12 protein-coding genes are annotated in these 13787 nt (G+C 71.2%); 4 read left to right on the top strand and 8 right to left on the bottom strand.

Annotated elements, in window-relative coordinates:
• Positions 1-117: 117 nt before the first annotated feature.
• Together MD221_RS10330 and cysK are read right to left on the bottom strand one after the other, a co-directional pair.
• Positions 118-993 carry a DUF6498-containing protein gene (locus MD221_RS10330; RefSeq protein WP_242111586.1) on the bottom strand — a complete coding sequence of 292 codons (876 nt, stop codon included), beginning with the start codon at positions 991-993 and terminating at the stop codon, positions 118-120.
• A gap of 20 nt (positions 994-1013) precedes the next feature.
• Positions 1014-1970: a cysteine synthase A gene (cysK, locus tag MD221_RS10325; RefSeq protein WP_242111585.1), complete on the bottom strand. Its 957-nt coding sequence runs from the start codon at positions 1968-1970 to the stop codon at positions 1014-1016.
• Positions 1971-2218: 248 nt separating this feature from the next.
• On the opposite strand from cysK, the gene MD221_RS10320 reads away from it, so the two are divergent.
• A complete protein-coding gene (locus MD221_RS10320) occupies positions 2219-2899 on the top strand; it encodes a response regulator (protein WP_242111584.1) in 681 nt (226 codons plus the stop codon).
• Positions 2896-4347 carry a heavy metal sensor histidine kinase gene (locus tag MD221_RS10315; protein ID WP_242111583.1) on the top strand — a complete coding sequence of 484 codons (1452 nt, stop codon included), beginning with the start codon at positions 2896-2898 and terminating at the stop codon, positions 4345-4347. Before MD221_RS10320 ends, MD221_RS10315 begins: the two co-directional genes overlap by 4 nt.
• Positions 4348-4439: 92 nt before the next feature.
• On the opposite strand, the gene MD221_RS10310 is transcribed toward MD221_RS10315, so the two are convergent.
• A complete protein-coding gene (locus MD221_RS10310) occupies positions 4440-7628 on the bottom strand; it encodes a multidrug efflux RND transporter permease subunit (protein ID WP_242111582.1) in 3189 nt (1062 codons plus the stop codon).
• 9 nt (positions 7629-7637) lie between these two features.
• Positions 7638-8873 carry an efflux RND transporter periplasmic adaptor subunit gene (locus tag MD221_RS10305; RefSeq protein ID WP_242111581.1) on the bottom strand — a complete coding sequence of 412 codons (1236 nt, stop codon included), beginning with the start codon at positions 8871-8873 and terminating at the stop codon, positions 7638-7640.
• A 251-nt stretch (positions 8874-9124) separates the two neighbouring features.
• On the opposite strand from MD221_RS10305, the gene MD221_RS10300 reads away from it, so the two are divergent.
• Positions 9125-9685 (top strand): GNAT family N-acetyltransferase, encoded by a 561-nt coding sequence (locus MD221_RS10300; protein ID WP_242111579.1) that lies wholly within the window; start codon positions 9125-9127, stop codon positions 9683-9685.
• Entirely contained in the window at positions 9675-10508 is an 834-nt protein-coding gene (locus MD221_RS10295) for a TrmH family RNA methyltransferase (RefSeq protein WP_242111578.1), read from the top strand. The genes MD221_RS10300 and MD221_RS10295 overlap by 11 nt, the downstream gene beginning before the upstream one ends.
• A 133-nt stretch (positions 10509-10641) precedes the next feature.
• On the opposite strand, the gene MD221_RS10290 is transcribed toward MD221_RS10295, so the two are convergent.
• From MD221_RS10290 to MD221_RS10275, 4 genes are all read right to left on the bottom strand, one after another.
• On the bottom strand, positions 10642-12069 hold the full coding sequence (locus MD221_RS10290; protein ID WP_242111575.1) for a M28 family peptidase: 1428 nt from the start codon (positions 12067-12069) through the stop codon (positions 10642-10644).
• Positions 12070-12198: 129 nt separating this feature from the next.
• Complete coding sequence (gene mscL / locus MD221_RS10285) at positions 12199-12606, bottom strand: large conductance mechanosensitive channel protein MscL (protein WP_242111574.1); 408 nt, start codon at positions 12604-12606, stop codon at positions 12199-12201.
• Positions 12607-12664: 58 nt separating this feature from the next.
• The gene (locus tag MD221_RS10280; RefSeq protein WP_242111649.1) at positions 12665-13324 is read right to left on the bottom strand and encodes a fumarylacetoacetate hydrolase family protein; all 660 of its coding nucleotides are present in this window, start codon (positions 13322-13324) and stop codon (positions 12665-12667) included.
• A 98-nt stretch (positions 13325-13422) separates the two neighbouring features.
• On the bottom strand, positions 13423-13755 hold the full coding sequence (locus tag MD221_RS10275; protein WP_242111572.1) for a hypothetical protein: 333 nt from the start codon (positions 13753-13755) through the stop codon (positions 13423-13425).
• Positions 13756-13787 lie beyond the last annotated feature (32 nt).

The following is a 13787-nucleotide window of genomic DNA, read 5'->3' as shown; positions in this document are numbered from 1 at the left end:
AGCACGCCGGCCTTGCGCCGGCGTTTTTCGTTTTGTCCCGGAGTCTTCCCGGCCTCGTCGTTCGCGCGGGGCGGTTGTCCGCGAGCAATCGCAGCGACGGCGCGAGTCCCGCCTGCGTCAGGCGTCGTCCGGTGCGCCGTTTTTGGCCGTGTCGGCCTGCAGCATGGCCTCGTCCTGTTGCGTTTTCGTGGCCAGGTCGAACGGCCATTGGCGGACGGAAGGCAGGCCGTCCTCGTCCGGCGGAGGCGGCATCGTGGCTGCCAGCTGGTCGTCCTGCACCTTCTTTTCCTTCAGGCTGAAGGGCCAGCGACGGGTGGGCAGGGCCAGGCGGAATCGGCGGCGGCGCTCGCTGTCCCTGGCCTTGGCGACGGCGAAGGCGTCGATGGAACGCTCGGCGCGCAGGCCGAGGACGTCGGTGACCAGCTTGATCGCCCCCATCACCAGCAGATAGGGCGCGTTGGCATGCGCCGAGTTCGGCGAGGCGAAGATGCCGGCCACGCCCAGTCCGAACAGGATCATGAAATGCATGGCGAGGAAGCGCAGCTTGAACGATCTGGCCACCTGGTCGATGGACGGCTCGGTCGCCGCGTCGCGCTGGATGCGGCGATAGGTGTCCACGGTTTGCGACGCCAGCAGGAACAGCGCGCCGATCCAGATCCAACGCCCTTCCTGCATGTGCTGCAACGGATAGAGCACCAGCAGCAGGCCCAGGAACAGCAGATGGGGGACGAGTTGCGCCGTGAACAGGATGCCGCCGCCGATGTCGCCGTCGTAGCGCCGGCTCAGGCGGGAGATGCGCACGGTCTGGCCGATGCCCAGCAGCATGCTCTGCATCCAGTACGGCCACAGCAGCGCGCCCGGCGACCAGTTCTGCCAGAGCGCGAGGCCCAGCAGGAGCACGTTGCCGACCAGGAGGGTCGCCGCGTCCAGCCAGGGCGTGCCCGGCGGCGGCGCGCGGTCTGCGGCGGGCGTCTGCGGAGGCGGGGCGGACATGGCGTTGCGCGCGAAGCCGCTCAGTCCAGCGACGCCAGCCACTCGTCGTCGGATCCCTCGTTCACGCCCTCGAACAGGAAGGTCGACAGGTAGCGTTCGCCGGTGTCGGGCAGCATCGCCAGGATCGCCTCGCCTTGCTTGGCGGCCTTGGCCACCTCCAGCGCGGCGGCGACGGTGGCGCCGGCGGAGATGCCGACGAAGATGCCTTCCTCGGCGGCCAGGCGACGCGCGGTGTCGCGCGCGAGCACGTCGTCGATGGGCACGATCTGCGTGGCGGCGTCGCGGTTGAGCACCTTGGGCACGAAGTCCGGCGTCCAGCCCTGGATCTTGTGCGGCTGCCATTCCTTGCCGGCCAGGAGCGAGGCGACCGCCGGTTCACAGGTGGTCACGCGCACCTCGGGGCGCGCGGCCCTGAGCACCTCGGCCACGCCGGTGAGCGTGCCGCCGGTGCCCCAGCCGGTGACGAAGTGGTCGAGCCTGCGCCCGGCGAAATCGCGCAGGATCTCCGCGGCGGTGGTCTGGCGGTGGTAGGCGGGGTTGGCCGGATTCTCGAACTGCCGCGCCAGGAACCAGCCGTGCTGCTTGGCCAGTTCCTCGGCGCGGCGCACCATGCCGCTGCCACGCTCGGCGGCGGGTGTGAGGATCACCTTGGCGCCGTAGGCGCGCATCAGCTTGCGGCGCTCGATGGAGAAGGTTTCGGCCATCGTGGCGACGAACTTGTAGCCGCGCGCGGCGCAGACCATGGCCAGCGCCACGCCGGTGTTGCCGGAAGTGGCCTCCACCACCGTATCGCCCGGCTTGAGCAGGCCCTTGGCCTCGGCATCCAGAATGATCGCGATCGCCAGGCGGTCCTTGACCGAGCCGCCGGGGTTGAACGACTCGACCTTGGCGTACAGGTCGACGTGGGCGGGCGCGATGCGATGCAGCCGGACGACCGGGGTGTGGCCGATGGTGTCGAGGATGCTGTCGTGGATCATGGTCGGGAATCTCCGCTGCAGAGGACCCGGCCTCCGTCGTAACGCGTGCCGGGGCCGGAGGTTGACCACACTAGCGCGTTTCCGGGGATGGCTTAAGACACCCCTGGAAATCTCCCGCCGCCGCTAGAATCGGGCGGATGCCGCCTTCACCTCTCGCCCGATGTTAACGGAACGTTTCCGGCGCCGCCCGCGGCGGCGTCCGGGCGCCGCCGCGCGTAGCATGGCCCCACCGGCCGGCGGATGATCGCATGCGTATCCTGGTGATCGAAGACGAGCACAAGACCGCGGAATACCTGCGCAAGGGACTGTCCGAGCAGGGCTACGGCGTCGAGGTCGCGCGCGACGGCGGCGACGGCCTGCACCTGGCCGAGACCGGCGACTACGACGCCATCATCCTCGACGGCATGCTGCCGCGCATGGACGGGGTGGCCGTGCTGGAGCGGCTGCGCCGCAATCGCGCCACGCCGGTGATCATGCTGACCGCGCGCGATACGGTCGAGCATCGCCTGCGCGGGCTCGGCGCCGGCGCCGACGACTACCTGATCAAGCCGTTCTCCTTCCTGGAGCTGCTGGCGCGCCTGCACAACATCACCCGGCGCGGCCAGGCCGAGCAGCCGGCGGGCGTGACGATCGCCGACCTGCACGTCGACCTGACGGGGCGGCGCGCCGTGCGCGCCGGCCGCCTGCTCAACCTCACCGCGAAGGAATACGGCGTGCTCTCGGTGCTGGCGCGGCGATGCGGCCAGATCGTCTCCAAGACGGTGCTGGTGGAATCGGTGTGGGGCATCAGCTTCGACACCAACACCAACATCGTGGAGGTCACGATCAAGCGCCTGCGCGGCAAGCTCGACCAGGCCGGACAGCCGCGGCTGCTGCACACCGTGCGCGGCATGGGCTACGTGCTCGAGGAGAAGGAGGCGGAGGCGTGAGCAAGTCGCCTTCGCTCGCGATGCGGATCATGCGCGCGCAGACGCTGGCGACGGCGCTGCTGCTGTCGGCCACGGGCGTGGCGATCTTCATGTTCCAGAAGCACCAGATGGACGCGCAGCAGTCGGCCGAGCTGTCCACGCGCCTGCAGATCATCCGGCCGATCGTCGAGCACGCCGACCGGCCGCGCCGCTTCGCCCTGCTGAAGGACAAGCTGGCCTCCTTCACGCCGGCCGACGACCGCCTGCGCTTCATCGTCGACAGCCCCGACCCGCGCGTGGCCTACGGCAAGCCGTTTCCGGCCGACGCGCGCACGCGGCGCCTGCCGGACGGCTCGTTCTACGTGCATTTCGACGGACGCACCTTCCGGGCCGTGGAGACCATCGTCCCGGCCAGCGGCGAGCGGCCCGCGGTCCGGCTGACCGCCGCGCTGGACCACGAGCCCGTCCATCGGGCCTATCTGGTGCTGGGCCTGGGCATCGGCGTCATTTCTCTGCTGGCGATCGCCATCGTCGGCATCCTCGGCCGCACCATCGTGCGCAGCGGCCTGCGCCCGCTGGTGGCGCTCTCGCACCATGCCGCTGGCCTCAACCCCAACGATCCGGAGGCACTGCTGCCGCTGGACGGGCTGCCGGAAGAGGTGCGCGAGATGACCACCGCCTTCAACGGCGCGCTGGAGCGCCTGCACGAGACCAACGCGCGCATGTCCGCCTTCAACGCCGACGTGGCGCACGAGCTGCGCACACCGCTGTCCAACATGATCGGGCAGACCCAGGTGGTGCTTTCGCGCGAGCGGCCGGCCGGGGAACTGCGCGAGGTTCTGCACTCGAACCTCGAGGAACTCGAGCGCATGCAGTCGATCGTCAACGACATGCTGTTCCTGGCGCGCGCGGACCGGGGGGCAATCGTCGACAACCTGGCGGCGTCCTCCATCGCCGAGATCGCGCGGCGCTCGGCGGACCTGTTCGAGGACGCGCTCGAGGAGGCCGGACTGTCGCTGCGCATCGACGGCGACGTCGTCGCCGCCGTGGAGCCCTCGCTGCTCGGCCGCGCCATCGCCAACCTGATCGACAACGCGATCCGCCACGGCGCGGGCGCGGGACAGCTGCTGGTGCAGATTCGCCGCGAAGGCGACGAGGCCGAGATCGGCGTGCGCAATCCGGCCGATGCGTCGGCCGCGCAGCGCATCGACCGCTGGTTCGACCGCTTCTTCCGCCTGGACTCGGCACGGCAGCGCGAGGGCGGCAGCCATGGCCTGGGCCTGGCCATCGTCAAGGCGGTGGCCGCCATGCACGGGGGCTCGGTGGCCGCGCGCCATCTCGCCGGGGCGGGCGAGATCGAGGTGCTGCTGCGACTGCCGATCGCGTCGGCCGCGCCGTCGAGCGCGGAGACGGCGAGGGAAGGCGCGGCCGGATCGCGGCCCGCGTCCGGCGCGCTCGCCGGCGAATAGCCGCCGTGGCGCGGAAAGCATGCCAGGCGGCGCCCCGCGCATCGCCGCAGGGGCGTGCCCGTACTGCCCCTAGGCCCGGGGTTTCGCCGGGATCAAGTGGCCTGCGCCTGCCCGTGGCCGCCGTGCCGCAGCCGCGATAGTCGCTGCGCCGCCATCCGCACCAGCACGTAGAACAGCGGGATGTAGAAGATCGCCAGGATCGTGGCGGTGAACGTGCCGCCGACCACCGCGGTGCCGATCTCGATGCGGCTGTTGGCGCCGCCGCCGGTGGACAGCGCCAGCGGCAGCGCGCCGAAGATGAAGGCGAAGCTGGTCATCAGGATCGGCCGCAGGCGCAGGCGCGCGGCTTCCAGCGCGGCCTCCAGCGTGCCCATGCCGCGCTTCTCGGCCTGCTCGGCGAACTCGACGATGAGGATGGCGTTCTTGGCGGCCAGGCCCATGGTGGTGATCAGGCCGATCTGGAAGTAGACGTCGTTCTCCAGGCCGCGCAGCGTCACCGCCACCACGGCGCCGATCAGGCCCAGCGGCACCACCAGCAGCACCGCGATGGGAATCGACCAGCTTTCGTACAGCGCCGCCAGGCACAGGAACACCAGCAGCAGCGAGAGCGCGTAGAGCAGCGGCGCCTGGCCGGTCGACAGGCGCTCCTGGAACGACAGGCCGGCCCAGGCCACGCTCACGCCGGGGATGGCGCGCGCCAGTTCTTCCATGCGCGCCATCGCCGTGCCGCTGCTCACGCCGGGCGCCGGCGTGCCCTGCAGCTCGGTGGCGGGCACGCCGTTGAAGCGCAGCAGCGCGGTCGGCGCCTGCGCCCAGGAGGTGGCGGCGAAGGCGGAGAAGGGCGTCATCTGGCCGTTCGCGCCGCGCACGTGCCATTGGTAGATGCTGTCGGGCGAGGCGCGGAAGGGCGCATCGCCCTGGACGTAGACGCGCTTCACGCGGCCGCGGTCGACGAAGTCGTTGACGTAGGAGCCGCCCCAGGCGGTGGAGAGCGTGGCGTTGACGTCGTCCTGCGACAGGCCCAGCGTGGAGAGGACCTGCGGATCGCTGTTGACGCGCAGCGTCGGCGTGTCCGGCAGCAGCGTCGGCCGCACCGAGCCGAGCAACGGATCGCGCTGCGCGGCGGCGAGCAGGCGATCGCGCGCGGCGTCGAACTCGGCGCGCGGCATGCCGCTGGTGTTCTGCAGCTCCATGGTGAAGCCGGAGGTCTGGCCGAAGCCGCGGATCGGCGGCGGCGCCAGCACGAACACGCTGGCATCGCGCAGGCCCGACAGCGCCTTGGACAGGCGCGCGATGAGCGCGTCGGCGCTGCCGTCATCGCCCTCGCGCTGCGACCAGTCGATCAGGCTGACGAAGCCTTGCCCGGAGTTCTGCGAAGCCGTGGGACCGCCGCCGCCGGCGACGATGAAGGCGGAGCTGATCAGCGAGGACTCGTACTGGTTGAGGTACTGGTTGACCTGGTCGCGGACCTGGCTGGTGCGCCCGAGCGTCGCGCCGCCGGGCAGGCGGAACTGGACGTTCACCCGGCCCTGGTCCTCGGACGGCAGGAAGCCGGTGGGCAGGCGCAGGAACAGCAGCACCAGCGCGGCCGTGATCGCCGCGTAGACGGCGAGCGCGATGAACTTGTGCCGGAAGATCGCCTGCACCGACTGCAGGTAGCGCTCGGTGCTTCGCTCCAGGAGGCGATTGAACCAGCCGCCCGCGCGGCGCGGCAGCGCCGCCAGCCCCGGCGCGCGGCGCGCGATCCAGCCCGGGCCGGCCGCGGCCTCGGCGTGCGGCGATTTCAGAAGCGTGGCCGTCAGCGCCGGACTCAGCACCAGCGCCACCAGCACCGAGAGCGCCATCGAGGAGACGATGGTGAGCGAGAACTGGCGATAGATCACGCCGGTGGAGCCGCCGAACATCACCATCGGCAGGAACACCGCCGAGAGCACCAGCGCGATCGCGATCAGCGCAATGTTGATTTCGCGCATCGAGGCGATGGTCGCCTCGCGCGGCGTCATCCTCGGGTTCTCGTGCATCAGCCGCTCGACGTTCTCCACCACGACGATGGCGTCGTCCACCAGCAGGCCGATCGCCAGCACCAGCCCGAACAGCGTCAGCGTGTTGATGGAGAAGTCGGCGGCGTAGACGATCGCCAGCGTGCCCAGCAGCACCACCGGCACCGCGATCGCCGGCACCAGCGTCGCCCGCCAGCTCTGCAGGAAGACGAACATGACGATCACCACCAGCACGATCGCCTCGAACAGCGTCTTGGCCACCTCGTCGATCGACAGCCTGATGAAGTCGGTGGCGTCGTTGAGGTAGGCCACCTTCCAGCCGCTGGGCAGGTTGGCGGACAGCCGCGAGACCTCATCGCGCACCAGCTCGGCCGATTCCAGCGCGTTGGCGCCCGGCGCCAGCTGCAGCGCCATGCCGGCGGCGGGATGGCCGTTGAGCAGGGCGCTGGAGTTGTAGTTTTCCGATCCGAGCTCGACCCGCGCCACGTCCTGCAGCCGCACCGAGGCGCCGTTGGTCTGGGTCTTGAGCACGATCTGGCGGAACTGCTCGGGCGTCTGCAGCCGCGTCTGCGCCGTCACCAGCGCGTTGAGCATCTGCGTGGCCGGCTGCGGCTGGTCGCCGACCTGGCCGGCCGCCACTTCCGCGTTCTGGCTGCGGATCGCCGACAGCACGTCGCCGGGCATGAGCTGGAAGGAGGCGAGCTTGTCCGGGTCCAGCCAGATCCGCATCGCGTAGGGGCTGCCGTAGACGTTGGCGTCGCCGATGCCGGCGATGCGTGAGATCGGGTCCTGGAAGTTGGTGGTGAGGTAGTCGGCGATGTCGCGGTTGGTGACGGTGTTGTTCTCGTCGTAGATCGCCACCAGCATCAGGTCGTCGGGATTGGCCTTGCGCACCACGATGCCCTGCTGCTGCACCTGCTGCGGCAGCCGCGGGATCGCCTGCTGCACCTGGTTCTGCACCTGCACCTGGGCGATGTCGGGGTTGACGCTGGTGTCGAAGGTGGCGCTGATGGTGACCTGGCCGCGCGAGGTCGAGGTCGAGCTGAAATACAGCATGCCGTCGATGCCGGTGAGCGTCTGCTCGATCACCTGGGTCACGCTGTTCTCGATCGTCTCCGCCGAGGCGCCGGGATAGTTGGCGCGGATGCTGACGTTGGGCGGCGCCACGTTCGGGTATTGCGAGATCGGCAGCGACTTCATGGCGAAGGCGCCGGCCAGCATCACCACGATCGCCAGCACCCAGGCGAAGATCGGTCGCTCGATGAAGACGCGGGAAATCATGGTCGGGGATCAGCCCTTGTTCGCCGGCGCGGCGCTTGCCGGCCTGGAGCTTGCCGGTTTGGAGCCCGTCGAGCTGGGCGGCAGCAGGCGCTGCGGCGTGGAGGCGGCGACCGGGCGCAGCGGCGTGTCCGGGCGCAGCGAGGCGATGCCCTGGGTGATCACCCGGTCGCCCGGCTGCAGCCCGGCGGTGACGATCCAGTCGGCGCCGTCCGCGCGGTCGGCGGTGATCGGGCGCTGCACGGCGCGGTCGCCGGGCCCGACGACCCAGGTGAAGGCGTCGCCGGTCGGCCCGCGCACCAGCGCCGCCTGCGGCAGGCGGTAGGCGGCGGCCTGGGTGGCCTGCGCGATGCGCGCGCGCACGAACATGCCCGGCAGCAGCAGGCCGTCGGGATTGGGGACGCGGATGCGCAGCGTGACCGTGCCGGTGGATTCGTCGACCAGCACTTCCGAGAACTGCAGCGTGCCCGGCTGCGGATAGGCGCTGCCGTCGGGCAGCAGGATGCGGGCGGTGGCGTCGGCCGGCTGTACGTCGCCGGCGGCCAGGCGCTGGCGCAGCGCGAGCAACTGCTGGGCCGATTGCTGCACGTCGACGTAGATCGGGTCCAGGCGCTGGATCGTGGCCAGCGGCGCGGCCTGGTCGGGCGTCACCAGCGCGCCGACCGTCACCAGCGAGCGTCCGATGCGCCCGTCGATCGGCGCCGGCACGGTGGTGAAGCGCAGGTTGATGCGCGCCGTGGCCAGCGAGGCCTCACGCTGCGCGACGTTGGCGCGCGCCTGGTCGGCGGCGGCGGCGGCGTTGTCGTAGTCCTGGCGGCTGATCAGCTGCGAGCCGACCAGCGCCTGGTTGCGGCGCGCCAGCGCGTCGGCGGCGCCGAGCGCGGCGCGGGCGTTCTTCAGGTCGGCCTCGGCCTGGTCGACCGCCGCCTGGTACAGGCTGGAATCGATCTGGTAAAGCGGCGCGCCGGCGCGCACCAGGCTGCCTTCCTGGAAGAACTGGCGCCGCACCAGGCCGCCGACCTGCGGGCGGACCTCCGAGCTTTCGAAGGCCACGGCGCGGCCGTTGAACTCGCTGGTCAAGGCGACCGAGGTGGGCTGCATGACCACGTAGCCGACTTCCACGGTCTTGTTCTTCGCGTCTGCGTTCTTCTCGGCCGGGGCGCCGCCGCCGCAGGCGGCGAGCGCGAGGCAGAGCAGGGCGGCGGCCAGGGGCTTGCGGCGACGGCGATCGACTGGGGGGGCCAACAAGCGGTTCTCCATGGGGCCGGGGCGCCGTGCGCTGAATTCGGCGACGAGGTTAACAATTCCCCACGGTCGTCAGGCTGACATGGACATGACAAGTGCGCCGGAACGGCGCCCATGCGGGGGCGGGCGCGAATCTACTAGGGCGCGGTTCATTTTTTGCCTCCTGGAAGTCATGCCCGCCGGCCCTGTCCGCGCGCGGCCGGCAATGGCGCGTCCTTCCCGTATCCTGTGGGCACGAACCATCGGCGGCGAACATGCAACGGCATCCCATCGACATCGCGGACAACATCCGGCTGCGGCCGTGGCGCATCGAGGACCTCGACGCCCTGGTCCGGCACGCCGACGACGCGCAGGTCTCGCGCGGCGTCAGCGACCGCTTCCCCTCTCCCTACACCCGCGCCGACGGCGAGTCCTTCCTTGCCGGCCGCGTGATCGACCTGGAGCACCCGGTATTCGCCATCGAGATCGACGGCGAGGCCTCGGGCGGCATCGGCGTGCATCCCGGGCGCGGCGAGCGGCGCGCCAGCGCCGAGTTCGGCTACTGGCTGGGGCGCGCCTGGTGGGGGCGCGGCCTGATGACGCGGATCGTCGGCGTATTCGCGCCCTGGGCGATGCGCGAGCTGCGGCTGCATCGCCTGCAGGCGGGCGTGCTGGATTTCAACATCGGCTCGGCCCGGGTGCTGCTCAAGAACGGTTTCGTCGAGGAGGGCACGCAGCGCTGCGCCGTGCTCAAGCGCGAGCGCCTGCACGATCTGCGCATCTTCGCGAAGACGCGCACGCGCCTGGACGGGGAGGAGGTTGCCGATGCGTCGTGACCCGCCGCGCCCGGGCGTGTCGCCTTGGGGAGCGCCGCGCGAGCCGTCGAGGGAGACGCCAGGAGATGCCTCGCCGGCGCCTCGCGCCCGGCGCGATGCCGAACTGCGCATCTACGGGTTGAATGCCGTGCGTGCCGTGTTCGCGAAGCGGCCGCAGGCGATCCGCAAGCTGTACTTGCTGCAGGCCCGCATCGCGCAGTTGCAGCCGCTGCTGCAGTGGTGCGTGGCGCAGCGTGTGGGCTATCGCGTGGTGGAAGAGGACGACCTGCGCAAGCTGGCGGCCAGCGCGCACCACGAAGGCGTGGTCGCCGAGGTGCTGCGCGAGGCGCCGCGGCCGCTTGAGGCATGGCTGCGCGAACTGCCGGGGGGCCCGCAATGCGCGCTATGGCTGGACGGCGTCGGCAATCCGCACAACCTCGGCGCGATCCTGCGCTCGGCCGCGCACTTCGGCGTTGGCGCGCTGCTGCTGCCGCAAACGTCGACGCTGGCGCTCTCGGGCGCCGCGGTGCGGGTGGCCGAGGGTGGCGCCGAGGCGGTTCCGATGGTGCGCCTGGGCGGGGCCGAAGCGGCGATCGCGCAGTTGCGGGCAGCCGGGTTCTCGCTTGCCGCCACCGTGGTGCGCGGCGGCGACGACCTGTTCGCCGCCAGGTTGCCGACGCGCCTGGTCTACGTGCTCGGCGCGGAGGGCGAGGGCATGGACGCGGCGCTGGCGCAGGCCTGCGACCTGCGCCTGTCGATTCCGGGCAGCGGCGCGGTGGAGAGCCTCAACGTCGCCGCCGCCACGGCCGTCCTGCTCGCGACCTGGGTGAGCACTCGCGCTTAGCCGATGCCTCAAGCATCGGCTGCGAGTGCGAACGCCCGGCCAGGGATGGTGGGGCCGGACGATCCGAATCCAGCGATGCCGCGCCAAGGATGGCAAATCCCATCCAATGCCTGCGCGCGGCCGATGTACGCCTTCACTCCTCCGGCGGCGTCACCTGCTTCGCCTCGCTGCCGAAATCCCCTTCCGCCGAGGCCGCCAGATAGGCGAACACGGCATAGGCGGCGACGTTCTGCGCCAGCGCCTTCGGATCGATCTTGTCGAGCGTGTCGTCCGGCGTGTGGTGATAGTCGAAATAGTCGGTGCCGTCCTGCGCCAGTCGCGCCCAGGCCAGGCCCTGCGCCGCGAACGGGCTGATGTCCGGTCCCGGGCCGCCCTTGCCCGGCGTGTGCTCGATGCCCAGCGGCGCCAGCGCCTCGGCGATCTGGCGGTCGGCGGCCTGCGCATGGGCCGGCGCCGAGCTCGAATAGGCATAGATGCGCCCGGCGCCGAAGTCGCTCTCGGCGGCGAGCTGGTGCAGCTTCACGTCCTTGGCGTGCGCCTGTGCGTAGGCCTTGCCGCCGTACAGGCCCTGCTCCTCGTTGGCGAAGGCGACCATGCGGATGGTGCGCGCCGGGCGACGGGCGCTCTCGCCGATCAGCTTGGCCGCCGCCATGGTCAGGCCGACGCCGGCGCCGTCGTCGATCGCGCCGGTGCCGAGGTCCCAGGAGTCCAGGTGTCCGCCGATCAGCACCACCTCACCGGGCTTGCTGGCGCCACGCATTTCGCCGATCACGTTGTACGAGGTCGCCGTGCCGTGCCAGCCGCAGTCCAGCGCCACGCGCACGCGCGTCGGGCCGCGCCGCAGCAGGCGGCTGAGCTGGTCGGCGTCGGGCGCGGCCAGGGCGGCCGACGGCACCGGCGTCAGGCCGTCGTCGAAGCGGGTGATGCCGGTGTGCGGGTTGCGGTGCGAATCGGTGCCCGCCGAACGCATCAGGAAGCCGGCCGCGCCGGCGCGGATCGCCGCCGACGGACCGCGGCCGCGCACGCGGCCGCCGGGACCGTAGCCGGCGCCGTCCTTCGCGCGCGGCATGGCGTAGTCGACGAAGGCGATCTTGCCGGCGAGCGAGCCGGCCGGCGCCGCCTCCAGCGCGGCGAGGTCGGCGAAGCGCACCACCTCGCCTTCGACCGTGCCGCCGGGGCTGCCGCCGAGCGCAGTCAGCGACAGCGGCTGGCGGCTGGCGCCCAGCACCTCGGCGTGTTCGCTGCGGCGCTCCCATTTCGGGAAGGTCACCGGTTCCTTCCACACCTTGTCGAATCCGAGTTCGCGGAACTTGGCCTCGGCCCATTGCACGGCGCGGGCGTCGGCTTCGCCGCCGGCCAGGCGCGGGCCGACCTCGGTGGTCAGCGATTCGGTGATGCGGAAGCCCAGGTCGCTGGCCAGCGCGCGCTCGCGCAGCTCGGCGGCGGCCTGCAGGGCGTCGTCGGGAATGCGCGTTTCGCGCGCGGCGGCGCCGGCGGCGACGGGCAGGAGCGAAGCGACGAACAGCAGGGCCGTCGGCGCAATCCGGTGCGGTGCACGCATTGCGGTGTCCTCGAACGAAAGGAAGCCGCGAGCTTAACAACCCGCGGCTTCCGCGTTACCTGTCGCAAGTCATGCCGGACTTGAATCTTTCTCGCGCCAGCCAGGCGCCGCGCGCGAAACGCTTGCGCGTCACTTCTTCAGCGAATCGCGGATCTCGCGCAGCAGCAGCACGTCTTCCGGGGTCGCGGCCGGGGCTTCTTCCGGCTTGCGGTGCACGCGGTTGATGGCCTTGACCACGAGGAAGATGGCGAAGGCGACGACCACGAACTGGATGATGGTGTTGATGAAGTCGCCGAAGCCCAGCACCAGCGCCGGCGTGGTCTCCTTGCCGGCGGCGTCGACGACGGCCTCGCGCAGCGTCACCGACCAGCGCGAGAAGTCGAGCCCGCCGGTGACCAGCCCGATCAGGGGCATGATGATCTTTTCCACCAGCGCGGTGACGATCTTGCCGAACGCGGCGCCGATCACCACGCCGACGGCGAGATCGATGACGTTGCCGCGCATCGCAAATTCTTTGAACTCACTCATCATGCCCATCGTCTTCGCCCTCGTTAGGTTGCGGGTGGGGGAGGCCCAAGCTTACCGCAGCGGGCGGTCAGCGCATGTCGGCGGGCATGATGCGGCAGTGCAGCTCGAGGACGTCGTCGAGCTGCCCGAGGCAGACGTCGCCGGGCTGCAGCGCCGCCACGCCGGCGGGCGTGCCCATGAACACCAGGTCGCCGGCGCGCAAGGCGTAGAGCCTGGAGAGCTCGTGCAGGATGTCGGGAACGTCCCAGATCATCTGGTCCAGGCGCGAGCGCTGGCGCAGCGCGCCGTTGACGTGCAGGGACAGCGTGCGCGGGGCCAGCTCGCCGAGCGCGGCGGCCGGCACCAGTTCGCTCAGCGGCGCGGACTGGTCGAAGCCCTTGGCCGTATCCCAGGGCAGGCCCTTGGCCTTGGCCGCGGCCTGCAGGTCGCGGCGCGTGAGGTCGAGGCCGATGCCGTAGCCGAACACCAGCGCCTGCGCGTCCTCGACGGCGAGCACGCCGGCGGGCGCGTCGCGGCCGAGCGCGACCACCAGTTCGATCTCGTGGTGAAGGTCCTGCGTGCCCGGCGGGTAGACGGCGGTGCCCTCGAGCGCGAGGGCGTCGGCGGGCTTGGAGAAGAACACCGGCGTGCCGCGCTCGGCCTTCGCGGCCGGGGCCTCGGCGCCCATCTCGCGGGCGTGGTCGGCGAAGTTGCGCCCGACGCAATAGATGCGGCGTACCGGGAACATTCCTGCAGGAGACGTGCCGCCGCCGCGCACGGGCACGCGCGGCGGCGCGGGCGCGGGGATGACGTCCTCGGCGGGGCGCGGCACGCGGGGAAGCGCGATCAGGTGGACAGGCGGGCGATCGGCGGGCGCGCGTTGGCGGCGGCGCCGTTCTTGCCGACCACGCGGTACTCGCCGTCGACCACGCGCTTGCGCGCGACGGGCTTGCCGCGCTGGCCGAGCAGGCGCAGCAGCAGGCCGCCGATCAGCATCGCCGCGCCGACGAACACGCCGATCACCAGCAGCACCAGCAGCAGCGCGACGCCGAGCACGCCGAAGGCCACGCGCAGCAGGGCATGGCGCGGCTTGCGCGGCGCGAACAGCGCCGACAGTCCGGAGGTGGCGAGGCGGGTCTTGAGGCGGCGAAACAGACTGGATATCGGGCTTGCGGACATCGTCGTGACACAATGGGATTGAAGAATCCGGC

It is taken from the genome of Luteimonas aquatica, from assembly GCF_022662575.1.
Classification (GTDB): Bacteria; Pseudomonadota; Gammaproteobacteria; order Xanthomonadales; family Xanthomonadaceae; genus Luteimonas; species Luteimonas aquatica.
Note: the sequence above shows the minus strand (reverse complement) of the source record. Positions and strands in the feature narration are given on the sequence as shown.